Here is a 25768-nt window from a genome sequence, read left to right as displayed (position 1 = left end):
CCCTCGCGAGGCCGGCCAAACCCCCGAACGAGGTCCGCGTCAGCCAGACTGGTCACATGCCCCTGGAGACGGTGCCGCGCACGTGGACGATCGCCAGCTGGCTCGTGCCCCACGCCGACGCCGGAGTGGTCGGCGACGCCCTCGCTGCCCTCGATGCCGACGCGATCGCGCTCCAGTCGATCACCGAGGACGACGTCGAACGACTCGCCGACCGCCTCCGGGTCCGACACGCCTGGGAGCTGTCGTACTACCCGACCAGTCGGCTCCTGCCCGGTTCGGGTGTCGGCCTGGCGGTGCTCACCCGCCACGCGGTCGGTGACTCGGCGAGCGTCGTCGCGAACAACCACTCGTCGACCTGGTCACGGCATCGACGGATCGCCCACTTCGTGGTGGTCGAGCGGTCGGATCACTCCGGTTACACGATCGGCCATGCGGTCGGGGTGCCCGACCCCGAGTCGATGGGGGCCCCACCGGCACCGCTCGTGTGGTTCCGCCCGGAACAGGTCGGGATCGACGACGCACGGTCGGTCGACCTCCCGGCCGGTGCGACGGTCGCCGCCACACGGGTGACCGAGCCGATCGCCGGCGCGCCGAAGCTGTTCGTCGTGACGTTCGACATGCCCTGGGTGCAGGGCGACTTCCCGGTCGCCTGAGGCGACCGGGACGCTACTTCTTGGCCTTCTCGGCCTTTTCGGCTTTCTCGGCCTTCTCCGGCTTCTCGGCCTTTTCCGGCTTCTCGGCCTTCTCCGGCTTGAGCACACCCTTGGCGAGCGCTTCGTCGAGGTACTCCTCGGCGGCCTCGGAGGAGACCTTCAGCGCCGGCGAGATCTCGGAGATCAGGTTGACCCGAGCCCGCTCGTACATGGTGCGCTCGGCGGCCGACAGCGAGGCGTCGCGGTTGCGTGCCGCCAGGTTCCGAACCACCTCGGCGACCTGATAGACGTCGCCGCTCTTGAGCTTCTCCTGGTGGTTCTTGAACCGGCGGCTCCAGTTGGACGGCACGCGCGGGTCGGGCTTGGCGAGCACCGCCACGAGGTCTTCGAGTTCGTCGGCGCTCACCGGCGGCCGGACGCCGACTTCTTCGGCCTTGTCGACCGGCACCTTCAACACCATCTCGCTGATGACGGTCTCGAGAATCAGGTAGTCCTGCTTCTCACCGAAGGCCTCCATCTTCTTGGTCCCTTTGACGACGCATGCGCCGTGCTGGGGATAGATGACGGTCTCGCCCTTCTTGAAGTTCACGCAGTGCCTTTCGCGTCCAAACGTTGCCGGTCGACCCGGAAACAGCGTGTTCCCAGGCTACAGCGCCCCCGACAGGATTCGAACCTGCGCACTTCGGATTAGAAGGCCGACGCTCTATCCAGCTGAGCTACGGGGGCACCGGGCAATGTATCCACCTCGATCGGGTCGATGCACGGCGGCCGACGATGCCGGCGCGGGGTTCGGTCAGAACACGGTGTCGAGCGCGGCGGCGGAACGGGCATCGGGGCCACCACCTCGCCCGGGCGTACCGGCCCGGATCGTGGTGTCGGTGATCGTGCGCGACCAGCCGCCGACGTCCCACCATCCGATCGAGTCGCCGCCGGAGGCGGGCGCTCCGGAGGCTGCCACGGGGCCGTCGGCACGCAGCCCACCGGCACCACCCCCGCCGAGTCGACCGGCACCACCCGATCCTGGATTGCCGGGCAGCCCGCCGTCACCGCCGGGTCCGCCGTCGCCGCCGGTACCGCCACGAATCACCGAACCGATCACCTCGATGACACCCTCGCCGGAGGTCACCAACCCGACCGACCGACCACCGCCACCGCCGCCACCGGTGCCGCCCTGCCCGCCGGCACCACCGCCGCCACCGCCGCCACCGGCACCCGATGTGTCGACGAACGTCGAGACGCCTTCGGCACCGCCACCGCCGCCGCCGCCCTGCCCGCCGGCGGCACCGGCAGCGCCCGCACCGCCCGACCCGGCGACGCCACCCTCGATGGTGGACGCACTGATGACGACGTCGTCGGTGTCGACGAGCCACATGCCTGCCGAGAGATGTCCTCCCGTGCCGCCGAGGCCCGGGGCGCCGCCCGTCCCGCCGCCACCGCCGCCACCGCCACCGCCACCGTCGTGGAGGATGAGACCGCCGCCGCCACCGCCACCGGACCCACCGACGCCTTCGCCACCGGGCGCTCCCGGCTGCCCGGCACCGGCCCTGGCGGGATCGTCGTCGACGACCGTTCCGCCGTCGCCGCCGACACCACCGGGTCCACCGGCACCACCGCCGCCCGAGCCACCGGCCTGACGCGGTTCACCGCCGACGCCACCGGCCGGTCCGGCACCGTCGTCGCCCCGTTCGAGGCCCGCACCACCTTCGCCACCCGCGCCGCCGTTGCCGCCGGCGGGCCCGGGAGTCGGCGGGTCTGCCGGCGCGTCGGCTCCGCTCGGAGCGACCGCCGAGGTCGGTTCGCCGACGACGCCGGGGTCGCCGTCGCCGGCGGCACCGCCGCTGATCCTCGCCTCGGTGATGACGAGCGTGCCGACCGCCTCGGTCGCGAGACCGACGCTGACGCCCGTGGACGTCCCTGCACGGACGCTGGCGTGGTCGATCTCGAGTCGGCCGACGCCCGCTGCGACGATCCCGTACGACGGGTCACCGGTGGCGAGGTCGGGCCCGACGACCTCGACGCCGGAGATGACGGCGCGATCGGCGTCGAACACGGCGATGCCGGCATCGGTGCCGGACACCGACGCCGGACGTCGGAGGTCACGTACCCAGTCGTCGTCGTACCCGCCGTACAGGCTCGAACCACGATCGAGCAGTGCCGTCCCCGTCGAGTACGCCCGGTCGATCGACCGCACGTAGATGTCGGTCGACGTGCCACCCGTGAAGTCGAGTGCCCGGACGAGGGTGCGGAACGGGAGGTCGCGAGACCCGTCACCGGCGTCGTCGCCGCCGTCCCCGTCGACGAAGACGGCCCGGCTCGCATCCTCGAACACGTCGATGCGGAGTTCGTCGGTGACGACCTCGCCACCGCGGCCGGTCACATCGAGTTCGAAGTACAGCGTCGACGGCGACGCCGGTGCCGCGAAGCTCGCGTCGTTGCCCCGCAGGCGGCCCGCTCCGTCGGTCACATCGGGGCCGCCGATCTGACGCCACACGATCGCCTGGTTCGGTTCGCTCATCTCGATCGCCGTCAGGACGACGTCGGAGCCAGCGTCGGCGGCCAGATCGTCGCCCGCATTCGCCACGGGCGGCAGCGGCGGGAGCGTCGTCGTCGACGTCGTGCTGGTGCTGGTGGTCGACGTGGTCGTGGTGGTGCTGGTGACCGTCGTGGTGGCCGGCAGCGGGATCGGCGACGTCGTCGGTGCGGTCTCGTCGAGCGTCGTCGTCACGCCGTCGTCGACGGCGACGCTGTCACCGCCGCCCGACCGGGCGACGAGCACGATCACCGCGGCGACGAGCACCACGACCGCGGCGATACCGAGCCCGATCAGGTACTTCGGCTGCATGGCCGGCGGCTGCGGCGGGGGCGGGCTGGACGGCTCGTTGGGCGGCCCGAGTGGTGACGTCACCGGCACCACCGTAGTAGCGCGGTTCGTGGTGTGGCAGGCACGCCGGGTGAGGTCAGTCGAGCGTGCGCCGGAGCAGGTCGAGTGAGGTGATCACCGAGAACTGTCGCATCTGCTCACGCAGGCCGGGAAGACGCACCGAGCGGGTGAGCTCACCGTCGGGCCAGACGAGCCCGATGCACAAGGTGCCGGCGGGCATACCGTCCTGCTCGCCCGGGCCGGCGACGCCCGTCAACGAGAGTGCGACGTCGGCGCCGAGGACATCACGCGCGCCGCGCGCCATCTCGAGCGCGGCCTCCTCGTTGACGACCGGACCGGAGCTCACCCCGAGCACCTGCTGCTTGACCTCGGTGGCGTACGACACGATCGAGCCACGGAACACGTCGCTGCATCCGGAGATCCCGGTCAGCCGAGCCCCGACCAGACCGCCGGTCACCGACTCGGCGAGGCCCAGCGTCCAGTTGTTCCGGCGCATGAGGTCGAGGACGACCGACTCCATCGAGTCGCCGTCGACACCGAAGACGATGTCGCCGACCTCGGCGCGCACCATCGCCTCCCACGAGTCGAGCAGCGCACGACATGCGGCCGCGTCGGGCGCCTTGGCCGTCAGCCGGATCTTCAGGCCGTTCCACCCGCTCGCGAGAAACGCCAGCGTCGGGTTGCCGAGCGCCTCCAACTCGGCGATGACGCCGTCGAGTCGTTCGTTCAGACCGCTCTCGCTCTCACCCCAGGTGAGCAGGACGCGGCTCCCGATCACCGAACGATCGCCGCTGCGCCGCAGCAACTCGGGCATGATGCCACGCTCGAACATGTCGTTCATCTCGTGCGGCACGCCCGGGACGGCGAACACCACCTTGTCGACGCCGTCGATCGTGACCGGACACACGAGGCCGGGGGCGGTGCCTCGTGTCTGCGGGATGATCGACGCCCCGACCGGCACCATCGCCTGGCGCAGATTGTTGTCGGACATGCGCCGTCCGCGACGTTCGAACATGTCGCGGATCGTGTCGGCGACCGCATGGTCGAGTTCGAGTTCGACGCCCATGACCGCCGCGATCGCCTCGCGGGTGAGGTCGTCGTGCGTCGGGCCGAGCCCACCGCACATGATGACGGCGTCGCTGTCGTCGAGCATCCGCCGCAGCATCGTGGTGATCCGCCCGATGTTGTCGCCGACCTTGACCTGGACGAGCGAATCGATGCCGTGCGCAGCGAGCTGTTCGCCCATCCACGCCGAGTTGCTGTCGATGATCTGCCCGAGCAGCAGTTCGGTCCCGACCGCGAGGACGTCGCAACGCACGGTCAGTGGACCCCGGCCTCGTCGAGCGCCCTGCCGGTGACCCGTGAGTACCAGAGGTACTGGATCCCGCTGAGCATCGACAGGCCGACGGCGACCCACAGGAGCGTGACCCAGAACCACTTGGCGTCGACGGCGAACCACGGCCACAGCGCGAATCCGACCGCCGACTGCTGGAAGACGGTCTTCCACTTGGCGACTTGACTCGCGGGGATACTGACGCCCTTGGATGCGACGAACGTGCGATACACGCTGATGATGACCTCGCGTCCGGCGATCAGTGCGACCGGGAGGATCCAGAACACGTCGCGTGTGACGAGGGTGAACATCGCGCCGAGCACCAACACCTTGTCGGCGAGCGGGTCGAGGAACGCCCCCGAGGTGGTGGTCCCGTGACGCCGGGCGAGATAGCCGTCGATGCCGTCGCTGACGCACAGCACGAACCACAGGATGAACGCCAGCCACGAGCCACGGTTGTGATCGGGGATCACGAGGAACATGATCGGCGACACGACGAGCCGACCGACGGTGATGGCATTCGCCCACGTCGCGAGCGCGTTCGGGTCGACCGGCATCAGTCGTCGTCCTCGTCGGTGAGCACCCCACCGTCGGCGACCAGGTCGGGCCCGAGCGCATCGATGATCCGGACGTCGGCGAACTCGCCGACCGCGAGTTCGGCCGCGACGTGGATGACGCCGTCGATCTCGGGCGCCTCTCGAACACTCCGGGCGACGCCGGGTTCGTCGACCAGCACCCGGACCGTGCGCCCGATCATCTCGTCGCGACGCTCGGCCGTGATGTCGTCTTGCAGCTCGCGCAGCTCGGCGAGGCGTTCGTGCATCAACGAGCGCTCGACGGCGCCGTCGAGCGTGTAGGCGTGGGTTCCCTCTTCGGGCGAGTAGGCGAAGAAGCCGCACCAGTCGAGTTGCGCCGCCTCGACGAACGCGAGGAGCTGATCGTGATCGGCCTCGGTCTCGCCGGGGTAGCCGACGATGAAGTTCGACCGGAACGCTGCGTCTGGTTGCCGGGCGCGGATGTCGCCGATCCGATGGAGGAACCGGTCGCCGTCACCCCACCGGCGCATGCGCCGCAGCAGAGGCTTGCTGACGTGTTGGAGCGACAGATCGAAGTACGGCACCTCGGTCGCGCAGATCGTGTCGATCAGCTCGTCGGTCAGGTCGCTCGGGTAGAGGTAGAGCAGGCGGACCCAGTCGGTCCGCTCGGCGACCGCTTCGATCAACGGCACGATCGAACCCGCTCCGAGTTCGTCCGGGCGGTCCTTGCCGTACGAGGCGAGGTCTTGCGCCACCAGCACGATCTCGCGGGCGGCGAGCTCGTCGACCTCGGTCACGATCTGTGCGATGTCACGGCTGCGCTGCGGGCCGCGGAAGCTGGGGATCGCGCAGAACCCGCACGACCGGTCACATCCCTCGGCGATCTTGACGTACGCCCACGGTGAGATCGACTTCGGTCGAGGCAGGTTGAGGAGGTCGAGTTCGGGCAGTGGTGCCGAGGTGACCGGGATGAGGGTCTTGCCCGCCGTCCGCTGGTGGACGGGCACGCCGAACCCGGCGACCTGGTCGACCTCGGGCAACGCCTCGGCGAGCTCGGCGCCGTACCGCTCGGCCATACATCCGGTGACGACCAGCCGCGCGTCGGGGGCCCGCTGCTCGTCGAGCGCCAGGATCGTGTCGACCGACTCCTTGCGGGCGTCGTCGATGAACGCACACGTGTTGACGACGACGAGATCGGCGACCGACGCGTCGTCGGTGGGCTCCATGCCGTCTGCCAGCAGGGTCCCGATCAACTTGTCGGAGTCGACCTGGTTCTTGGGACACCCCAGAGTCTCGACGTAGAAGCGCTGCGACATGGCTCGCCCAGGCTATCCGTGCGCCCCGGGCCTCCGACCGATGACCTCCGAGGAGTAATTGCGCGCGCAAGACGTCATACTCGGACGATGGCTACCGATGTGGAATTCTGGGTCGACCCGATTTGACCATGGTGCTGGGTGACGGCCCGTTGGGTCGTCGACGAAGTGACACCACACCGTGATCTGAACGTCGTCTGGCAACCGATCAGCCTGATGTTCAAGAACGACGTCCAGCCGGACGCCGAGAACTACGCCCCGGTGTTCAAGACGCACCAGATGCTCCGGGTGATGGAAGCGGTCCGCGCCGACGCCGGCGAGTCCGCCGTGCAGCGCTGGTACCTGCTGGCCGGCACGACCGTGCACCACGACGGCGAGCGCGACACCGCCGACTTCACGAAGATGCTCGAGCACCTCGGTCTCGACCCGGAGCTCGCCGCGGCTGCCGACGACGAGTCGTGGGACGACGAGATCCGTCGTCGCATGGACGTCGGTCTCGAACTCGCCGGCAACGACATCGGCACGCCGATCATCGCGATGGACAACAGCGAGGGCGAACGCCAGGCCTACTTCGGCCCCGTGATCACCCGGGTCCCGCCGGGCGACCTGTCGCTCAAACTCTGGGACGCGCTGACCGCCATGATGGACGTGCCGGGCTTCTGGGAGCTCAAGCGGACCCGCACCGAGCGGCCCGAGTTCGGCGACCGCCCCGACATCTGACCGACACGAGACCGGCCGCCGGTCCCGGTCTCATCGGCCCCGGAGCGCCAACGCCCAGGCACCGACGCTCACGACCGAGGTGACGGTCCGCACCGTGTTCCAGCGGGTCCACGTCGTCACGTAGTCGGACCAGTACGACGCCGTCGACGGCGACGCGGCGTCGAGCACTGCGAGCGCGTCGTTGCGGGGCACGTTGCATGCCGCGGTCACCACGACCGTGAGCATCGACGTGAACGCGGCGATGGCGACCCAGCGGAACTCCGCTCCGGACCGCTCACCCCAGTCGGCCACGAGGACCGGCACCCCGATCAGCGGGGCGCCGAAGAGGGCCAGCATGAACATCGGGTTGGGTGCGAAGCGATTGATCGACTGCATCGCCGCCGCCCCCTCGGCCGGGGGGAGGTCGGCGAGCGCCGGCATCACGAAGTTCGAGAACACGAAGAACGCTCCGGCGTTGATCGCGGCCGCGAGCGCACCGGCGACGATCGCCGGGACCACCCAACTCACGGCGCCGGGGCCGGGTCGACGATGCCGCTCGCTCCGAGCGGATCCTTGATCAGGCTGCGCAACGACATGCCCAATCCGTAGGTCAGCTGGCGGGGCGGCACCGCGATCCGCAGGAAACATCCGTCCGCGAGTTCCAGCTCGCCGTGGCCGGTGATCGACGCGAGGTGACCGTCGGCGACGAGGCCGGAGATCACCGGGTCGTCGGCCGCCAACACGTCGGCGACCGCCTGGAACTGCACGGTGGACGGCGGCCCGATCGGCAGCCGACGGATCGGGATGCAGACGCCGACCTGCCCGTTGGCGGCGACGTTGCGCGCCTTGCGGCTCGATCGCAGCGTGCTGATGTACAGCCGATCGGCCACGGCCTCGTACAGGACGCCGGCGACGTGCGGGCGCCCCGCGGGTGACACGGAGGCGAGCGTCGCGAAGGAACGCTTGGCGATCGCACGGGCCACCTGCTCGGGATCGGGCCGGTGGAGATCCGCCGGCAGCGGTTCGAGGATCGTCGTGGCGGTCGCGGTGGTGGTGTCGTTGTTGTGCATGGCTCCAGGATGAGCGACCCTCTCTGGATTGTCCATGACCGAAGCATCCCATTTCATGCTCGTTCGTCCAGCCGGCTGGACGACCGGTGAGGTTCGCGGCACACTGGCGGCATGGACGCGTCCACCACGGTGCCCTCGATCGGCGAGGCGCTGCGCTACATCCAGATGTCGGGCGTCTTCTACTGCCCGTCGTACCTCACCGAACCGTGGGGCCTCGCGTTGCCGCCGATGGACGACTGCGTCTGGTTCCACGCGGTGGTCGACGGCGTCTGCAACGTGGAGGTCGACGGCGAGCTCCTCACCCTGCGCGCCGGCGATCTGATCGTCGTCCCGCACGGCACCGGGCACCGAGCATGGGGAGCGACCGAGACCGAGACCCCGATCGTGCTCGACCTCCCCCACGACTACATCACCGAGCACTACGCGATCCTCCGACACGGAGGTGGCGGCGCCCCGACGAACGTCGTCTGCGGCGGCATCCGGTTCGAGCACCCGGCAGCCCGCCAGCTGATCGACGCACTCCCACGGTGCATCCACATCGAAGCGAGCCGCTCCACCCGGGCCGACTGGATGCGCACCACGCTCGATCTCATGGCGGAGGAGACGCAGCAGGCGCGACCGGGAGGCGACGCCGTGATCAGCCGACTCTGCGACATCGTCGTGCTGCAGGCGATCCGGAGCTGGATCGAGAACGACCCGGCCGCACAGACCGGCTGGCTCGGCGCACTGCGCGATGCGCAGATCGGCGCGGCGATGGCCCGCATCCACGCCGAACCGGCCCGTGACTGGTCGGTCGCGTCACTCGCCGACGAGGTGGCCATGTCGCGTTCCGCGTTCGCCGCTCGGTTCACCGAACTCGTCGGCGAGTCGGCGATGAGGTACGTGACCCGCTGGCGGATGCACGTCGCCCACGACCTCCTGCGTGACGGGCGAACGGTCGCGTCGACCGCCACCGAGGTCGGCTACGAGTCCGAGGCGGCATTCAGTCGGGCCTACAAGCGGGTGATGGGCGAACCGCCGCGCGCCGCACGGGTTCGCGCCGCCTGAGTCGTCCGTCGCCCGGCCCACCCCGAGATTTCTCGCGACAATGTGCGAGGTGCGGCGTCGACGGCCATCTGGACGGGCATGCAGCACACACTGATCTCACCCCGTCACCGCCTCGCAGTCGTCACCGCGGCCACCATGCTCGTGGCCGGCGCCTGCGGTACCGGCACCACCCTCACCTCCCCGGGCACCCCGGCGGTCGACTCGACGGTCGCCACCGTTGCGCCCGCCACTACCGAGCCGAGCGTGGCCCCGAGCACGGCACCGCACACCACCACGACGGCGGACGTCGTCGAACACTCCCCCGAGCCAACGGCACCGCCGACGACCGAAGCGCCGGACCCGTGCGGAGCGTTCGGCGCGATGCCCCCTCGGCCCGACTCGATGCCGACCCTCGCCTTCGACACCGACGGGGACGGTCACGCCGACGACGCCGTCACCGCGTACGGCGCCGAGGGCGGCTGGCATGTGCGGGTCGTGGAGAACGACATCGTCTCCGAAGCGGTCGTCGACGCGATCTCCGGTTGGGCCTACCTCACCGGTCCGGTCGAGGGCGACGAGGGCGACCACATCGTGCTCGTCGACAACGACACCGACCAGCGCTGGACCTTCGCCACCGACGAAACCGGCTGTATCCGGGCGATCGACACCGCACCGAAGCCGGGCGCCGACGACCTCGCCGTCGAGCCGGTCGACCCGCCGGAACCGACCGAGATCGACGACCTGGCGTCACCCGACGACGAGCTGCTGTGCGGCCCGCTCCCCACCCTGCCAGGCACCGCGATCGTCGGCAACGAACTCTGGGTCGACATCGACGGCGTCGGCGGCGACGACGACCGCATCGTCGCCTACTTCGACGGCACCTGGAAGCTCCGGGTCGAGTTCTCGACCGGCGCTCAGTCCGAGGTCGAGGTCAGCGGTGCCGGAGCCCATGGGGTCCGCGCGATCGGGTTCGCCGACGTCGATCTGACGTACGGCGGCGACGAACTGCTCGCCGTCGTCGGTGGCGGCGCCTCCACGGTGGAGATCGGCGTGTTCACGTTCCTCGAAGGCGGGTGCATCATCCGCTATCAGGCCGACGGTGGCGGCGACTTCAGCGTCTACAGCGGCGCCTCGGTCACCCATGGTGCCGGCGTCGTGTGCGGCGAGGGTTACATCACCAGCTGGGGATTCGAGCGGGACGACGACGACACGTACGCCGTGTGGGATGCGAGTTTCGAGCCGATCTCGCTCGGAGTGTTCGGGTACATGCCGTCCTCCGACGGGTACGCCGAAGGTGTGAGCGAGGACGAGTTGGGCGACGACCTGTTCGACTGCAACGGTCTGTCGCTCTGACCCGAGCCGCGACTCGTCCGTTCGCTCCGACCATCGGTCGGGGCGAACGGTCGCGTTCGGGCGCGGCACGCGAGACTCCCCCCATGGCACACCTCGGACTCGTCACGCTCGTCGTCGACGACTACGACCCGGCGATCCAGTTCTTCGTCGACGTGATGGGCTTCGACCTGGTCGAGGACGCTCCGTCGCTCACGAACGACGGCCTACCGAAGCGGTGGGTCGTCGTGCGCCCGCCGGGGGCCGAGACCGGACTCCTCCTGGCCGAGGCGCGAGGCGCTGAACAGTCGGCCCGTGTCGGCGATCAGACCGGCGGCCGGGTCTCGTTCTTCCTCGAGGTCGACGACTTCGACGCCGCCTACGAGCGCATGGTCGATGCCGACGTCACCTTCCACGGCGAACCACGAGACGAGCCGTACGGCCGAGTCGTCGTGTTCGACGACATCGCCGGCAACCGCTGGGACCTGCTCGGCCCACCGGCGAGCTAGGTGTTGCTGCTAGGGCTCACCGCAGAAATCGTCGAACCCGCGACGAGCCGTCGAGCCGGTCCGCTCGTCGATCACGGGCCGATCACCGAGCGGCGCATCGAGGTGCACGCACACCGAGTTCGCGCAATCCTGGTTGTTGGCGGGCGTGCGGGTCTCGAGTCGCACCACGACCCGATCTGCCCGTTCGTCGACGTGGACTCGCACCGGCGCGTTGCACTCGTACGGCACGGCGATGGTCCGTCCGTCGACCGAATCGAACCTGTCGAACGTCGCCGCGTCCCACTTCGCGAACCACAGACCGATCCCGGCGACGAACGTGATCGCCAGCCCCAGCCAGATGAGATGCCACACACTCTCGCGCTCGATGGAGCGCTCGACCTGCCGCCGTTCATCGGCGGTGAGCGCGAACTCGTCCGGTTCTCCTCGATCGGGGCCGGACGCGCTCACGGCCAGTTGGGTTCGGCGTCGCCGGGGAGCGGCACCTCGAACAGGTTGAGCAGCATCGAGATCAGGCAGTAGTAGCCGATCAGCGCCACGAGTTCGACCATGCCCGCCTCGCCCAGCAGGGACTCGGCCGACGCATACGTCGAGTCGGTCACCCGTCGATCGTTCAACAGTTGGCGGGCCACCTCGTACACGATCTGCTCGTCGTCGCGATCGAACGACGGCACCTCTCCGGCCCGGAGCGCCTCGATCACCGACGGATCGACACCGTGTTCGAGCGCCATCGGCGCATGGGCGAAGAACTCGAACTCGGAGCGCCAGTGCGCCCCGACCGTGCAGATCGCGACCTCGCTCAGCCGTCGTTCGATCGAGGTCTCGAACCGGAGGTGGGCACCGAGCGACGACAGCCGCCGACCGATCTTCGGCACGTGCAGCCAGGCGTTGAACGGGCCGACGAGATGCCCGTGCTCATCGGTCAGTTCGAGTCCGCTCCCGCGGCTCGCCGTCAAGCCGTCCCACAGCTGCTGCTGCTCCTCGGACAGTCCGGATGGGCCGATCATGCTCAGTCGCGTCATCCACCCACCGTAGAACGGGGCAGCACGACAGGTAGCGTCCGAGCCGATGGAACCGGGCCAGAACGACGCCGAACGGCTACGCAGCCTGCGGCGGATGAAGGCCGTGGCACTCGCGCTCCTGGTCGCGGCCGCGGTCGTGTACGTGATCACCAACGTCCACGGCGGCGAAGGCTGGGTCGGATACGTCCGTGCGTTCTCGGAGGCGGCGATGGTCGGAGCACTCGCGGACTGGTTCGCGGTGACCGCCCTGTTCCGTCACCCACTCCGCCTCCCGATCCCGCACACGGCGATCATCCCGAAGCGCAAAGACCAGATCGGCCGCAGCCTCGGCGAGTTCGTCGAGAGCAACTTCCTGACCGAGGAGGTGCTCGGCGAGCGACTCGCCCACGCCGACATCGGTCGCCGACTCGGCGTGTGGCTTTCCGAACCCGCCAACGCCCAGCGCGCGAGCGAGGCGCTCGGCGACGCGCTGAAGGGCACGCTCGAGGTCCTCGACGACAAGGAGGTCCAGCACGGCCTCGAAGGCGTCGTCCGGCGCCGGATCTCCTCCACCCCTGCCGCTCCCCTGTTCGGCAAGGCGATCGATCTCACGATCGACGGCGGCCACCATCAACGGCTACTCGACTCGGTGCTCGTCGGCCTCGGCGGGTTCCTCGACGACAACCGGACGACGTTCCGCAAGCGGCTCGACGAGGAGTCGCCGTGGTGGGTGCCCGAGCCGATCGACGACCGCGTGTTCGAGAAGATCTACACCGCCGTCGGCAGCTTCATCGCCGACGTCGGCGCCGACCCGCACCACGAGGTGCGCGGTTCGGTCGACACCCGGGTCGCAGCACTCGCCGAACGGCTCAAGCACGATCCCGAGATGCTCGCCAAGGGTGAGGCGCTCAAGGACGAATTGCTCGACCACCCCGAGTTCCGGGCCTGGATCGAGTCGCTGTGGCTCGGCACCAAGCAGGCGATGATCGACGCCGCCAACGATCCCGACTCCGAACTCCGGGTGAGGGCCGCGACCAGCCTGCAGCAACTCGGTGCCCGTCTGAGCACCGACCCGACGCTGCAGCTCAAGGTGAACGACTGGGTCGAGCGTGCCGTCGGGTACGTGATCGACCGGTACCGCAGCGAGGTCGGCGATCTGATCGCCAACACCGTCGAGCGCTGGGACGGCGAATCGACCGCCGAGAAGATGGAGCTCCAGGTCGGCCGCGACCTGCAGTTCATCCGCATCAATGGCACGCTCGTCGGCGGTCTCGCCGGCATCGTCATCCACGCGCTCAGCGAACTCCTCTGACTGTTCGCGACCTGGCATGATGCCGGCATGACGTCGGTGCTCTTCAGGGGTGGTCCGGTCGTGACGTTCGACGGCGGCCCGGTCCCGAACGCGGTCGCCGTGTCGGGCGGCCGGATCGTCGCCGTCGGCGACGAGGCAGAGCGTTGGCGAGCATCGTTCGACCGCGTGGTCGAACTCGACGGGCGCCCGCTGCTCCCGGCGTTCCGCGACGGCCACGCCCATCCCCTGCACGCCGGCACGAACCGACTGTCGCTCGACTTCACCGGCATCAGCACCCTCGACGGCACCCTGGATGCGCTGCGGAGATGGCGCGTCGACCATTCCGACGAGGCGTGGGTGGTCGGCCGCTGCTACGACCCGTCGATCCTGCCGGATGCGTTCGGCCGAGCCGAGTGGCTCGACGCAGCCTGCCCCGACCGTCCCGTCACCCTCTACCCCACCGACAACCACGCGGTGTGGGCGAACTCCGCCGCGATGGCAGCGGCGGGCATCACCGCCGACACGCCAGAACCCCCGCTCGGCGAGATCGTCCGTGACGGCGACGGCGCGCCGATCGGCATGTTCCTGGAGTTCGGCGGCATGGGCCTCTTCGACGGACACGTGCCGACGATCGGTACGGACACGCAACACCGAGGTCTCGCCAAGGCGATCCGCCTGATGTCGATGGAGGGCATCGTCTGGGCGCAGGACGCCTCGGTGCGGCTCGACGAACTCGACGTCTACCTGGACCGCGCTCGGGCCGGAGCGCCGTGCGGTTTCAACGCCGCGTTCCGGGCCGACCCGGCGACCTGGCGACGGCAGCGGGACGGATTCGTCGAGGGACGCCGACGAGCGAAGGCCGACGGTGGCCGACCGGCGGCCGTGTCGGCGAACACGATCAAGTTCTTCGCCGACGGGGTGATCGAGGCCGGCACCGGATACCTGCTCGAGCCCTACGAGGACGCACCGCACTCGTGCGGTCTCCCGAACTGGTCGGCCGAGGGGCTCGCCGAGGCCGTCAGGGCGTTCGACGCCGACGGTTTCCAGATCCACGTCCACGCGATCGGCGATGCCGGCGTTCGGATGGCACTCGACGCGATCGAGCACGCCGCACGTCAGAACGGCCGACGCGACCGGCGCCCCGTGATCGCCCACACCCAACTCGTGCACCCGGCCGACCGACCGCGGTTCGTCGCGCTCGGCGTGATCGCCAACTTCGAACCCCTCTGGGCACAGCACGACGACTCGATGCTCGACCTCACCTTCCCGCGCCTCGGCCCGCAACGTTCGGCGCTCCAATATCCGATCGGCACGCTCGCCCGGTCGGGTGCACCGATCAGCTTCGGCTCCGACTGGCCCGTCTCGTCGCATCGTCCGCTCGACGGCCTGGCGACCGCGGTGACCCGCCTGAACGCACGTGGTGAGCCGTTCGGCGGATGGCTCCCGGAGGAACGGATCCCGATCCTGCAGGCGATCCGTGCATACACGAAGGGCAGTGCCTACCAGGCCTTCGACGACGATGTCGGTGAGATCGCCGTCGGGCAGCGGGCCGATCTGATCGTGCTCGACCAGGACATCACCGCGATCGCCGGTGAGGAGATCGCCGGAGCGCAGGTCGATCAGACCTGGCTCGCCGGCGCACCTGTCTACGAACGCTGACCGAATCGCGAGTTGTGCCAGGAGGTCGAGCGGATAGGTGAGGCTCTGCCGAACCTGGCCGCTCGACACTCCCAATGGATACGGGGAGGAATCAGCGGAATGAAGAGGAGCGGAGCGACCTATCCGCTGATCCTCCAGGCACAACACGTGATCGCGCTGTTGGCCGGGCGGGAACGGCCGAGCAGGTCAGTCGGTGGGCGTGCGGAACATCGCGCGGCTCCCGCCGATGCGTCCCTCGACCACGACGTCGCCGAGCGTCGCCGCGATCGCCAAGCCGCGTCCTGCCAGCGAGCTCTGCTCGCTCATGTGCTCGGACCGGGGCACGAGATGGCCGTCGACCGGAGCGCCGACGTTGTCGACGTCGACCTCGATGTGCCGGGCGCTGCGAGCGGCCGGTCGGCCGATCCGTAGCCGCACGACAACCGACGTCCCCGGTTGGGACGCCTCGAACGCGTTGGTCGCCAGCTCGGACACGACGAGCACCGTGTCGGCGACCTTGCCGGCGGCGATCCCGGCGTCGACCAGTTCCTGGCGCACCCGACGTCGCATCATCGACAGATCGGCGACCGAACGCAGGCGGACGCGTGCGCCCCACCCGTCGTCAGCACCCACCTGTTCCATCATGGTCAAGACTGCCCCGCCCCCGTGCCGTCAAACGTGCCGGGAGGATCGGGCGGCCGTCACAGCTGGCCGTTCTGCTGGAGCAACTCGAACTCTTCGACGGTCATCAGCACCTCGCGGGCCTTCGATCCCTCGGACGGGCCGACCACACCGCGAGTTTCGAGCAGGTCCATGATGCGGCCTGCTCGGGCGAAACCGACCTTCAGCTTGCGCTGGAGCATCGACGTGGACCCGAGTTGGCTCCGCACCACGAGCTCCATCGCCTGGCGCATCATCACCGCGTCTTCGTCGTCGTCACCGGCCGAGAACGAGTTGGCGTCGGAGGTGACGTCGAGGCCCATCGTGCCGCCGACGCCGCCGGATGGCGCCGAGTCGAGCGTCATCTGCTGCATCGGGCCGCCGCTCGTGCCGGGCGTCGGCTCGGCGTCGCCTTCGACCTCGGATGTGTACGTGGGCTCCGGCGCCTGTTGACGCCAGTGCTTGACCACCTTGCGAACCTCGTCCTCGCCGACGAACGACCCCTGGATGCGGTTCGGCACCGACGAGTTGCCCGGCAGCAGCAGCATGTCGCCCTTGCCGACCAACTTCTCGGCGCCCGGCTGATCGAGGATCACGCGCGAGTCGGTGAGCGACGACACCGCGAACGCCATGCGGGCGGGGACGTTGGCCTTGATGACACCGGTGATCACGTTGACCGACGGGCGCTGCGTGGCGATGATCAGGTGGATACCGACCGCTCGGGCCTTCTGGGCGATGCGGGTGATCGATTCCTCGACGTCGCGCGCGGCGACCATCATCAGGTCGTTGAGCTCGTCGACGACCACCACGATGAACGGCATGTGCTCGTACGGCGAGTCGTCGGGGTGCACGCCGACCGGCGGCTCGATCTCGCCCTTCGCGTAGGCGTCGTTGTAACCGGTGATGTCGCGGTAGCCGACCTCGCTGAGCACGTCGTAGCGCCGCTCCATCTCCTTGACGGCCCAGCCGAGGGCGTTGGCGGCCTTCTTCGGGTTCGTGACCGGCTGCGTGAGCAGGTGCGGAAGGCGCTGGTACTGACCCATCTCGACCTGCTTCGGGTCGATCAGGATGAGGCGCACGTCGTCGGGCGTGGTGCGCATCAGCAGCGACGTGATGATGCAGTTGATGCCGCTCGACTTACCGGCGCCGGTCGCTCCGGCGATCAGCAGGTGCGGCGTGGATGACAGGTCCATGAAGACCGCCTTGCCGGCGATGTCCTTGCCGACGGCGACCTCGAGCGGGTGGGTGGCCTCGGCCGCCTCGGGCGACACCATCAGGTCGCCGAGCGCGACGAGTTGGCGCTGATGGTTCGGGACCTCGACACCGATCGCCGACCGACCGGGGATCGGCGCCAGGATGCGGACGTCGGTGGCCGCCATCGCGTACGCGATGTCTTTCTGGAGGCTCGTGATCTTCGCGACCTTCACGCCCGGGCCCAGTTCGAGTTCGTACCGGGTCACGGTCGGGCCGACGGTCATGCCGATCAGCTCGGTCTCGACGTTGTGCTGGGCGAGCGATTCCTGCAGCGTCTGCCCGCGCCGTTCGATCTCGGCCATGTTGACCGACTGTTCGCCTGCCTGCTTGAGGTAGCTGAGCGGCGGCAGCACCCAGTCGCCCACCTGTTCACCATCGATCGGCAGCGACGGCTGCTGAGCTGCCGCCGGCTTCTTCCGGCGCTTGGCCGGCGCCTTCTTGGGTGCGTCGGCGAACAGCGCATCATCGTCGGCCGCACCGTCGTACAGCGACGGTGCCAGCGGCTCGCCGGCGACCGAGTTCTCTCCGGTGTCGGCGGCGGAGTCGGTTGGCGTCGAGCGTCGCGACCGGCGTTCGCTGCGGCGTTCGCCGCGTGGATCGTCCTCGCGATCGCTGTTGAGGGTCGAGAGGTCGGAGATCGCCTTCTTGGCGACGCGCCCGATCGGGCGGGCCACCGTGCCGACCCCGCGTCCGGTGCGGCTCGCCATGGTCTTGAGCGACGTGCTGGTGATCAGCAGGACGCCGCCGACGAACAGGGCGAACAGGACGACGACCGCACCGGCGGACGCGACCAATGCCTGGAGCGGCCCCGCGATCGCGGCGCCGACCCAGCCGCCCGCATCGCCGATCTGGTCGAGATCGGTGAACGACTCCGGCTCGCGGACGATGTGGAGCAGTCCGAGGATCGCGGCCCCGATGAGGCCCCACCCGATCACGAGCCGGGTCGGGCTCGACGACTGGCCCTTCTTGACGAGTGCGATGCCCGAGGACACGAGGACGACGGGCAACACGTACCGACCGAAACCGACGAACCACCCGATGAACGCCTCGACGCCGCGACCGAGCGGGCCGGCGAGATCGAAGTACATCGCGAGGCCGAGCAGCACGCCGACCACGAGCAACGCGAAGCCGATGAACTCGTGTTCACGCCCGTCGACGGCCTGCTTGAGGTCGGCCTGTGCCTGGCCCCGCCGACGGGTGCCCGGCGGGGTCGCATCCTTCACGCCGCCCTGGCGCGACCCGGACCGCGACGAGCCTGCCGACGTTCTCGACGACGAGCGCGAAGAACCCGACGTCGACTTCTTCGACGTCGAGGCGCGCGGCTTCTTGGATGGACCCCAGGTACTCATGAGTTGTCCCACGGTACCAACCCGGACCGGGCGGACCGGGGCATGCCGACCGTGCCGTCCAACGGATCCGGGCCAGCCGGCAGCCCGTCGCACCCTGGGACCCGCCTCACGGGGCGGCGTCGCTGCCCTCGCCCGCTGCCCCGTCGTCCGACACCATCGCCAGGCCGGAGGCGTCGGCGCGCTCGAAATCGTCGTCGACCACCACCACGTCGCGCCCGGCGCGGTCGAGCAACGAGGCACCGATCGAGGCTCGATAGCCGCTCTCGCAATGGACGTGCACCCGCCCGGCCGGCACCTCGTCGAGCCGATCGAGCAGCTCGTGCAGCGGCACGTTCACAGCGCCTCGAACGTGCTGTGAACGATGTTCGGCGCTGCGTCGGACGTCGAGCACGACGGGGTCGGCGAGGTCGCCCAGACCCGCGAAGTCGATCAGCGGGTAGCTGCGACGTTCACTGTCGCCGCACCACTGGTCGGGACCGCCGGTCGCTGCCCCCGCCGGCCGATCGATGCCGACCCGTACCAACTGTCGTTGCGCCTCGGCGATGTCGTCTGCATCGTCGGCCAGCAGTGTGACCGGCATTCCCCAGGGCAGCAGCCACGCCAGGTAGGTCGAGAAGCCATCGGCGAGTTCGATGCCGATCGTGCCGGCGAGGTGCTCCTCGGCGAACCGACGCCGGGGTCGGAGGTCGACGACCCACTCACCCCGGTGGATGCACCGTGCGAGCTCGACCGGGTCGACGTCGGCGGGTGGGGACAGGTCGATCGCCACGCCGCCCGCGGTGTTGATCGGGCCCATCTGGGCGTAGTACTTCGGGTACGCGTCGAGACCGGCGAGCAGCCGTTCGACGAACGCGTCCTCGTCGGTCGCGGTCAGCGCGACGTTGACCGACCGTTCCGTGCCGAGCGTTCCATCCGAGTCCTCGTCGGACGATGCCGACGAACAGAAGCTGCCGAAGCCGTGCGTCGGGTACACGCGGGCGTCGTCGGGCAATCCGGCAGCGAGACCGTGCACCGACCGGTACTGCGCCCGCGTCAACTCCTCGGTGGCTTCGTCGGCGACGAGGTCGGTGCGCCCGACGGTGCCGTAGAGCATCGAACCGCCGGAGAACACCGCCGGCGGTTCGTCCGGCACCTCGACCAAGTACGACACGTGGTGCTTCGTGTGGCCGGGGGTCGAATGCACCGTCACGCGCATCCGCCCGACGTCGACGACGTCGCCGTCGCCGACCGGTTCGTGATCGAACGAGAGTGTCGCATCGGCCGCGTGGAGGTACGTCGCACCGGTCACCCTCGCCAGGGTCAGCCCGCCGCTCACGTAGTCGTTGTGGACGTGCGTCTCGGCGATGTGCGTGATCGACACCCCGGCGTCGTCGGCAGCAGCCAGCACACGGTCGATGTCACGTTGCGGATCGACGACGAATGCGACGTGCCCGTCGTGGGCGAGGTAGCTCCGGTCGCCGAGCGAGGGTGTCTCGATGGTCACGATCTCCATGTTCAGCTCCAGTCCGGGAGAGGTCGACTCGACGCCGCGGTCGAAGAGTTGCGGCGACCGATGAATACCCGTCGCACCCTGCCGAACAAACGCCTGGATCCGGCAACCGCCGCCGGCACCGGCAACTCGTGACGGTGACCGACTCGACGTCGATGAAGCCGGCGTTCAGCCGAGGCCGCTCGAACCGACGACGAGCGGATCGGCCGTCGCTGCACGGGGATCCACCCCCGGCGTCAGCGCGCCGAGTTGCTTGTCGGCGTTGCGACCCCAGCACACGACGGACGTGTCGGCCAGTGTTGCACACGTGTTCCACCCGTCGGCCGAGGCGTGCACGAGCACGGCCTCGCCATCGATGCCTTGCACCGGCACCGGCATGAACTCGGGGTCGCCACCGACCGTGCCGTTGCCCACCTGGCCGTAGGAGTTCGAACCCCAGCACTCGGCGGTGCCGTCGTCGAGTGCCGCACACAGCGTCGTGAAACCGACCGACAGGTCGACCACGCCGGTCAGCCCGCCGACCGTCTCGGGTACCGCCGTCGTGCCGGGACCCTGGTCACCGTTGCCGAGCTTGCCGAGCTGCCCCCAGCAGTCGACCGTGCCATCGTCGATTCGGCCGCACGTGGCGCCTTCGCCGGCCTCGATCTGGACGACGTCGGCCATCCCGACCGCCTGGGTGGGCGTGTTGGTCGTGCCGCCCGCGAGGCTGTGTGAACCCCAGCACTCGACCGTACCGTCATCGAGCGCCGCGCACGTGTGGTTCCGTCCGGCGTCGATGTCGACCGCGTCCGAGGAGAGGCCGGTGACCTGGACCGGCGTCTCGCTGATCTCGTACGTACCGTTCCCGAGCTGACCGGACTGGTTGTCACCCCAACACCAGACGTCGCCGTTGGACTTGAGCGCACACGTGTGCTGGAGCCCGGTGGTCACGCCGACCACACCCGTCAGACCGTCGACCTCGGTCGGCGTGAGACGATCCGTCGTCGTGCCGTCGCCGATCTGCCCCTTGAAGTTGCGCCCCCAGCACGCGACCCTTCCGTTCTCCAACGCCGCGCAGGTGAAGCGACTGCTCGCTGCCACGTCGACGGCTTCGAGGTCGGGAATCGTGACCGGCAGCACACTGTTGGAGCTGCCGATCCCGGAAATGTCGCCGACACCGAGTTCACCGTTGAGGTAGACCCCCCAGCAGGTGACACCGCCTTCGTCGTCGAGGGCACACGAGTGCGACGCCCCGACCGAGACGTCGACGAGGCCCTTGACGGACGGCTGGGGAACCTCGCCGGCGACGTCGACGATGAGGTGGGTCGCAGCGAGCGTGTAGAGGCAGACCTTGCCGTCCTCTCCGATCTTGGCCAGGACGGAGTTCGGCACCACGTCGCCGGGGAAGTAGTTGACGTTCGACGTGAGCGGCCGTTCCTCACCACATGGGTACACCGTGACGAACCCCGGCGCGTTCGGCCCGACGGCCGTGACGTTCAAGAACACCGCCGACGCATCGGTGGGCACACCACCCCTACCCGCCACCGTGAGTTCGAGCGTCGAACCCGCGGCGCGCAAACCGATACCCTCGAACAACCCGTCGACGGTTTCGTTGCCCTCACCGATCCGGGTCTCGAGGATCCGTGACGGGTTGACCGTGTTCGGGGTGCGGCCATCAGCGACGTAGCCGTTCACGTCGGCGACGACATCGGTCGCCGCCAACGAGTAGATGCAGACGGTGCCGTCGGGGGCGAGCTTGGCCAGGACGACGTTCGGTACGACGTCGCCGGCCATGTAGTTGACGTTCGACGCCGTCGGCCGCTTCTCGTTGCAGGGGAACACCGTCAGGAAACCTGCCGCCGAGGGCGAAACCGCCGTCAGGTTCAAGAACACACCGTCGGCATCAGGGGTGACTCCGCCTCGGCCTGCGACCTGCAGCTCGAGCGTCTCGTTCGCGTCGATCCGGCCGATCCCTTCGAACAATCCGTCGGTTGTTTCGTTGCCCTCGCCACTCCGGGTCTCGAGGATTCGCGCCGGTTCGACGGGCTCGGGCGAGCCACCGAGCGGCACGTACCCGTTCACGTCGGCGATCATGTCGGTCGCGGCCAACGTGTAGATGCACACCTTGCCGTCGACACCGATCTTCGCCAATACCGCGTTCGGAACAACATCACCGGCTGCATAGTTGACGTTCGATGCCAACGGCCGTTCGCTCCCGCACGGGAACACCGTCAAGAAACCGAGCGACGACGGATCGACCGCCGTGACGTTCAAGAACGCTGCCGTCGCCGTGGCAGGAACACCACCGCGCCCGGCAACGACGAACTCGGTGACCGTTCCGGCGTCGGCGCGTCCGATGCCCTCCGAGACACCGTCCACCGTCTTCTCGTTCGGTCCGGTTCTGGTCTCCAACAACCGCGCCGGCACGATCGACACCAGGTCCAGCGTCGGTGCCGCGACTGCCGGCGAGGCAGGCAACTGAGTGACCATGACACTCGCCAACATGCCCACACACGCGGCCCACACGGTGAAGCGGCGGCCACCGAAGCGCCGAGCACACGAGGAACGATGCGAACCAAACCCCAGAGACCCCATGACCCGAGGGTATGACAACTGTCAAGCGCTCCGCGGCGAATACTCGCGGCGGCAGACGCTACTGCCCCTGGGCGCCCTGGATCGTGCCGTCGGGACCGAGCAGCACCAGGAGCACACCACCGCCGTCGCTGGCGATCGAAGCATCGTAGACCACGGTGTCGTTCGGCCCGCCCTGGATCGCGAGGTCGACGATGACCGGGTCGTCCAACTCCTCACGAACCTGCTCGAAGATCAGGTCGGGATCGAAGTCGATCTGGTCGGCGAAGAACGTCTCGCCCGACGCCTCGCCGACCGGCTCCGGCGCCACGAAGGTGCCGTCCGAACCGTAGGAGCCCTGCTCGGCCATCGTGGCCTCGTCGACGGCGACGACGAACCCGACGGCGTCGAGCCCGGCGCTGATCTCGAAGTACTCCTGCGGAGCGCCGTAGTGGTCCTCGATCGCCGCGACGGCGTCAGGGATCAACTCGATGCGCGGACCGGGCACGCCGGCATCGCCGCCCGAGCCACCACACGCGGCCGCCAGGAGCCCGAGCGCAACGGCAACGAACGAGGTCGTTCTCACGTCTCCATGACGACGGGCACGATCATCGGCCGCCGCTTGGTGCGTTCGCTCACGAACTTGCCGGCGGTACGACGGACGTCGCGCTCGAGCGCCTCGACGTCGCGCTCGCCGTTCTTCAAGGCCTTCTCGACCGCGGCGGAGACACGGTCGCACGCCTCGTCGAGCAGATCCTCGGCCTCGGGCGCGTACACCCAGCCACGCGTGATGATGTCGGGGCCGGTGAGCACCTTGCCGGTCTGCATGTCGACGGTGACCACCACGACGACCACGCCCTCCTCGCCGAGCACACGGCGGTCACGAATGACCCCCTGGCCGACGTCGCCGACGATCCCGTCGACGTAGACGTACCCGGCCGGCACACGTCCGGCGTGCTCGAGACCGTCGTCGGACAACTCGATCACGTCGCCGTCCTCGCACAGGAGCACCTTGTCGTGCGGCACACCCATCAGTTCGCCCAGCCGGGCGTTGGCCGTCATGTGGCGGTACTCACCGTGGATCGGCACGAACCACTCGGGCTGCACCAGCGAGAGATAGGTCTTGATCTCGTCGGCCTGGGCGTGACCGGTGGCGTGCACGTCTTGCACACCGGAGTGCACCACCTCGGCGCCGCGACGCAGCAGCCCGTCGATCACCTTGTTGACGGCGCTCTCGTTGCCGGGGATCGCATGACTCGACAGGATCACCGTGTCGTGGTCGCCGAGTTTGACGAATCGGTTCTCGCCACGGGCGAGCAGCGACAGAGCCGACATCGGCTCCCCCTGCGAACCGGTCGAGATCACACAGATCTCACCCGGCTCGTAGTTGTCGATGTCCGCGATGTCGATCAACGACGACTCGGGGATGTCGATCACCTTGAGGTCACGACCGAGCCGGACGTTCTTCTTCATGCTCAACCCGAGCGTGGCCACCTTGCGCCCGTCGGCGACGGCGGCGTCGGCGATCTGCTGGATTCGGTGCAGGTGGCTGGCGAAGCTGGCGGTGATCACGCGTCGACCACGGTGTTCGGCGAACAATGAGCGGAGCACGGTGCCAACGGTGGTCTCGCTCGGCGCGTAGCCGGGTTCTTCGGCGTTGGTCGAGTCGCCCATCAGCAGACGGACGCCGTCACCGGCGGTCAGTTGGCCGAGCCGGCCGAGGTCGGTCGTGCGTTTGTCGACCGGGGTGAGGTCGAGCTTCCAGTCGCCCGAATGCAGCACGATGCCCTGCGCCGTGTGCACGGCGATCGCATGGGCGTGCGGGACCGAGTGCGTGACCGGGATGAACTCGACCTCGAACGGGCCGATCTTCACGGTCTCGTTGTCCTTGACATTGCGCATGTCGCAGCGGCCGAGCAATCCGGCCTCTTCGATGCGGTTGCGGGCGAGGCCCAGCGTGAGCTTCGCTCCGTAGATCGGCAACGGCTCGTCGCGCAGGTGCCCGATGCCGTCGTCGTCACGGAGCAGGAACTGGATACCGCCGACATGGTCTTCGTGTCCGTGCGTGGCAACCAGCGCGACGATGGCGTTGGCGTTGTCGCGCAGGTAGGTGAAATCGGGCAGCACGAGGTCGATACCGTGCATGTCGGCATCGGGGAACATCAGGCCGCAGTCGATCAGGATGATCGAGCGGTCGTCGCCCGTGCCCTGCTCGATCGCCATGCAGTTCCGGCCGATCTCACCGAGCCCTCCGAGAAATGCGATACGGACGGAATCAGCCACGGGAAGCCTCCAGTTGTGCCCACACGTCGCGGGCTCGGGGTTCGACCCAGTCGGGAGCTGCGCCGAGCGGGAGCCGACATTCGCCGACCGCCCATCCGTGTGTGCGCAGCATCGCCTTGGTCGGAATCGGATTGGGTGCGAGATCGCCGGTCTCGAAGGCGAAGCTCTCGAGCATTCGCCGGTTGACGAGGCGAGCGGCGGCGACGTCGCCGCGGTCCCACGCCTCGAAGAGTTCGACGTGATCGGGAGCGGTCCAGTGCGTCGCGACACCGATCGTGCCGACGGCACCGACGGCGAGCAGCGGCAGCGTGAACGCGTCGTCGCCCGAGTACACCTCGAACGAATCGGGCACCTCGGCGACCAGCCGCGCCGACTCGGCCGGGTCGCCGGCCGCGTCTTTCAGACCGACGATGTTCGAGACCTCGTGCGCCAGTCGGATCAGCACCTCGGTGTCGATCTTGCGACCGGTGCGCTTGGGGATGTCGTAGATGATCTGCGGCAGGTCGCACGCGTCGGCGATCGCTCGGAAGTGCGCCTCGATACCGGCCTGCGACGGCCGGCTGTAGAACGGGCACAGCGCCAAGATGCCGTGCACGCCCAACTTCGCGGCCTGGAGCGACAGCTCGGCCGAGTGCTGCGTGTTGTACCCGACCGTGCCGGCGATCACCGGCACGTCGACGGCCTCGACGACGGCGGCGAACATCCCGAGCTTCTCGTCATCGGTGAGCGTCGGCGCCTCCCCCGTCGTGCCGCAGATCACCAGACCGTCGTGCCCCTGCGCGACGAGATGACGGGCCAACTGCTGGGCGACGTCGTAGTCGACCGCGCCGGCGGCGTCGAACGGCGTGATCATCGCCGTCAGAATTCGGCCGAAGTGCGGCATCAGGAAGTCTCCAGGGAGGAATGC

General features: G+C 69.0%; 23 protein-coding genes and 1 tRNA gene. 7 read left to right on the top strand and 17 right to left on the bottom strand.

Annotation, left to right across the window (positions count from 1 at the left end; translation table 11 throughout):
• The first annotated feature begins 56 nt into the window (after positions 1-56).
• A complete protein-coding gene (locus R8G01_01060) occupies positions 57-653 on the top strand; it encodes a hypothetical protein (GenBank protein MDW3212558.1) in 597 nt (198 codons plus the stop codon).
• A gap of 13 nt (positions 654-666) precedes the next feature.
• On the opposite strand, the gene R8G01_01055 is transcribed toward R8G01_01060, so the two are convergent.
• The 6 genes from R8G01_01055 to rimO form a co-directional block, all read right to left on the bottom strand.
• Complete coding sequence (locus R8G01_01055) at positions 667-1242, bottom strand: CarD family transcriptional regulator (protein ID MDW3212557.1); 576 nt, start codon at positions 1240-1242, stop codon at positions 667-669.
• A gap of 63 nt (positions 1243-1305) precedes the next feature.
• A tRNA-Arg gene (locus tag R8G01_01050) sits at positions 1306-1379 on the bottom strand.
• A 67-nt stretch (positions 1380-1446) separates the two neighbouring features.
• Entirely contained in the window at positions 1447-3558 is a 2112-nt protein-coding gene (locus R8G01_01045; protein ID MDW3212556.1) for a hypothetical protein, read from the bottom strand.
• A gap of 52 nt (positions 3559-3610) precedes the next feature.
• Positions 3611-4852, bottom strand: coding sequence for a competence/damage-inducible protein A (locus R8G01_01040; GenBank protein ID MDW3212555.1), 1242 nt, complete (start codon positions 4850-4852; stop codon positions 3611-3613).
• A 2-nt stretch (positions 4853-4854) separates the two neighbouring features.
• Entirely contained in the window at positions 4855-5424 is a 570-nt protein-coding gene (gene pgsA / locus R8G01_01035; GenBank protein MDW3212554.1) for a CDP-diacylglycerol--glycerol-3-phosphate 3-phosphatidyltransferase, read from the bottom strand.
• Positions 5424-6719: a 30S ribosomal protein S12 methylthiotransferase RimO gene (gene rimO / locus R8G01_01030; protein ID MDW3212553.1), complete on the bottom strand. Its 1296-nt coding sequence runs from the start codon at positions 6717-6719 to the stop codon at positions 5424-5426. The genes pgsA and rimO overlap by 1 nt, the downstream gene beginning before the upstream one ends.
• A gap of 138 nt (positions 6720-6857) precedes the next feature.
• Between rimO and R8G01_01025 the strand changes: the two genes are divergently transcribed.
• On the top strand, positions 6858-7436 hold the full coding sequence (locus tag R8G01_01025) for a hypothetical protein (protein MDW3212552.1): 579 nt from the start codon (positions 6858-6860) through the stop codon (positions 7434-7436).
• Between the two features lie 30 nt (positions 7437-7466).
• Here R8G01_01025 and R8G01_01020 read toward each other — a convergent pair whose 3' ends face one another.
• Complete coding sequence (locus R8G01_01020; GenBank protein ID MDW3212551.1) at positions 7467-7943, bottom strand: anthrone oxygenase family protein; 477 nt, start codon at positions 7941-7943, stop codon at positions 7467-7469.
• Entirely contained in the window at positions 7940-8485 is a 546-nt protein-coding gene (locus R8G01_01015; protein MDW3212550.1) for a pyridoxamine 5'-phosphate oxidase family protein, read from the bottom strand. The genes R8G01_01020 and R8G01_01015 overlap by 4 nt, the downstream gene beginning before the upstream one ends.
• Before the next feature lie 111 nt (positions 8486-8596).
• On the opposite strand from R8G01_01015, the gene R8G01_01010 reads away from it, so the two are divergent.
• The 3 genes from R8G01_01010 to R8G01_01000 all read left to right on the top strand — a co-directional run bounded on the left by R8G01_01010 (position 8597) and on the right by R8G01_01000 (position 11349).
• Positions 8597-9532: an AraC family transcriptional regulator gene (locus R8G01_01010; protein MDW3212549.1), complete on the top strand. Its 936-nt coding sequence runs from the start codon at positions 8597-8599 to the stop codon at positions 9530-9532.
• 78 nt (positions 9533-9610) lie between these two features.
• Positions 9611-10864 (top strand): hypothetical protein, encoded by a 1254-nt coding sequence (locus R8G01_01005; protein MDW3212548.1) that lies wholly within the window; start codon positions 9611-9613, stop codon positions 10862-10864.
• Between the two features lie 83 nt (positions 10865-10947).
• Entirely contained in the window at positions 10948-11349 is a 402-nt protein-coding gene (locus R8G01_01000) for a VOC family protein (GenBank protein MDW3212547.1), read from the top strand.
• A 9-nt stretch (positions 11350-11358) separates the two neighbouring features.
• Here R8G01_01000 and R8G01_00995 read toward each other — a convergent pair whose 3' ends face one another.
• Together R8G01_00995 and R8G01_00990 are read right to left on the bottom strand one after the other, a co-directional pair.
• Positions 11359-11796, bottom strand: coding sequence for a hypothetical protein (locus tag R8G01_00995; GenBank protein ID MDW3212546.1), 438 nt, complete (start codon positions 11794-11796; stop codon positions 11359-11361).
• Positions 11793-12368: a hypothetical protein gene (locus R8G01_00990; protein MDW3212545.1), complete on the bottom strand. Its 576-nt coding sequence runs from the start codon at positions 12366-12368 to the stop codon at positions 11793-11795. The genes R8G01_00995 and R8G01_00990 overlap by 4 nt, the downstream gene beginning before the upstream one ends.
• A gap of 46 nt (positions 12369-12414) precedes the next feature.
• Here R8G01_00990 and R8G01_00985 point away from each other — a divergent pair, with 46 nt between their 5' ends.
• Both R8G01_00985 and R8G01_00980 read left to right on the top strand, forming a co-directional pair.
• Positions 12415-13659, top strand: coding sequence for a DUF445 domain-containing protein (locus tag R8G01_00985; protein MDW3212544.1), 1245 nt, complete (start codon positions 12415-12417; stop codon positions 13657-13659).
• Positions 13660-13686: 27 nt separating this feature from the next.
• Positions 13687-15297: an amidohydrolase gene (locus tag R8G01_00980; protein ID MDW3212543.1), complete on the top strand. Its 1611-nt coding sequence runs from the start codon at positions 13687-13689 to the stop codon at positions 15295-15297.
• Between the two features lie 186 nt (positions 15298-15483).
• On the opposite strand, the gene R8G01_00975 is transcribed toward R8G01_00980, so the two are convergent.
• The 7 genes from R8G01_00975 to dapA all read right to left on the bottom strand — a co-directional run bounded on the left by R8G01_00975 (position 15484) and on the right by dapA (position 25744).
• On the bottom strand, positions 15484-15909 hold the full coding sequence (locus R8G01_00975; GenBank protein MDW3212542.1) for an ATP-binding protein: 426 nt from the start codon (positions 15907-15909) through the stop codon (positions 15484-15486).
• A 68-nt stretch (positions 15910-15977) separates the two neighbouring features.
• Complete coding sequence (locus R8G01_00970) at positions 15978-18413, bottom strand: DNA translocase FtsK 4TM domain-containing protein (GenBank protein MDW3212541.1); 2436 nt, start codon at positions 18411-18413, stop codon at positions 15978-15980.
• A 232-nt stretch (positions 18414-18645) separates the two neighbouring features.
• Complete coding sequence (locus tag R8G01_00965) at positions 18646-20031, bottom strand: MBL fold metallo-hydrolase (GenBank protein ID MDW3212540.1); 1386 nt, start codon at positions 20029-20031, stop codon at positions 18646-18648.
• A gap of 165 nt (positions 20032-20196) precedes the next feature.
• Positions 20197-22443 carry a hypothetical protein gene (locus R8G01_00960; GenBank protein MDW3212539.1) on the bottom strand — a complete coding sequence of 749 codons (2247 nt, stop codon included), beginning with the start codon at positions 22441-22443 and terminating at the stop codon, positions 20197-20199.
• 217 nt (positions 22444-22660) lie between these two features.
• The gene (locus tag R8G01_00955) at positions 22661-23164 is read right to left on the bottom strand and encodes a hypothetical protein (GenBank protein MDW3212538.1); all 504 of its coding nucleotides are present in this window, start codon (positions 23162-23164) and stop codon (positions 22661-22663) included.
• Positions 23161-24861: a ribonuclease J gene (locus tag R8G01_00950; protein ID MDW3212537.1), complete on the bottom strand. Its 1701-nt coding sequence runs from the start codon at positions 24859-24861 to the stop codon at positions 23161-23163. Before R8G01_00950 ends, R8G01_00955 begins: the two co-directional genes overlap by 4 nt.
• Positions 24854-25744 (bottom strand): 4-hydroxy-tetrahydrodipicolinate synthase, encoded by an 891-nt coding sequence (dapA, locus tag R8G01_00945; GenBank protein MDW3212536.1) that lies wholly within the window; start codon positions 25742-25744, stop codon positions 24854-24856. Before dapA ends, R8G01_00950 begins: the two co-directional genes overlap by 8 nt.
• Between the last annotated feature and the right edge of the window lie 24 nt (positions 25745-25768).

The organism is Ilumatobacteraceae bacterium (genome assembly GCA_033344875.1).
Taxonomy (GTDB): Bacteria; Actinomycetota; Acidimicrobiia; order Acidimicrobiales; family Ilumatobacteraceae; genus Ilumatobacter.
This window is presented reverse-complemented; position numbering and strand designations above follow the sequence as displayed.

Bases quoted from the DNA above. Each gene is read 5' to 3' on its own strand.
- R8G01_01060 (MDW3212558.1), top strand. From the start codon at position 57: ATGCCCCTGGAGACGGTGCCGCGCACGTGGACGATCGCCAGCTGGCTC.
- pgsA (MDW3212554.1), bottom strand. From the start codon at position 5,424: ATGCCGGTCGACCCGAACGCGCTCGCGACGTGGGCGAATGCCATCACC.
- rimO (MDW3212553.1), bottom strand. From the start codon at position 6,719: ATGTCGCAGCGCTTCTACGTCGAGACTCTGGGGTGTCCCAAGAACCAG.
- R8G01_01015 (MDW3212550.1), bottom strand. From the start codon at position 8,485: ATGCACAACAACGACACCACCACCGCGACCGCCACGACGATCCTCGAA.
- R8G01_01010 (MDW3212549.1), top strand. From the start codon at position 8,597: ATGGACGCGTCCACCACGGTGCCCTCGATCGGCGAGGCGCTGCGCTAC.
- R8G01_01005 (MDW3212548.1), top strand. From the start codon at position 9,611: ATGCAGCACACACTGATCTCACCCCGTCACCGCCTCGCAGTCGTCACC.
- R8G01_01000 (MDW3212547.1), top strand. From the start codon at position 10,948: ATGGCACACCTCGGACTCGTCACGCTCGTCGTCGACGACTACGACCCG.
- R8G01_00990 (MDW3212545.1), bottom strand. From the start codon at position 12,368: ATGACGCGACTGAGCATGATCGGCCCATCCGGACTGTCCGAGGAGCAG.
- R8G01_00985 (MDW3212544.1), top strand. From the start codon at position 12,415: ATGGAACCGGGCCAGAACGACGCCGAACGGCTACGCAGCCTGCGGCGG.
- R8G01_00980 (MDW3212543.1), top strand. From the start codon at position 13,687: ATGACGTCGGTGCTCTTCAGGGGTGGTCCGGTCGTGACGTTCGACGGC.
- R8G01_00965 (MDW3212540.1), bottom strand. From the start codon at position 20,031: ATGGAGATCGTGACCATCGAGACACCCTCGCTCGGCGACCGGAGCTAC.
- dapA (MDW3212536.1), bottom strand. From the start codon at position 25,744: ATGCCGCACTTCGGCCGAATTCTGACGGCGATGATCACGCCGTTCGAC.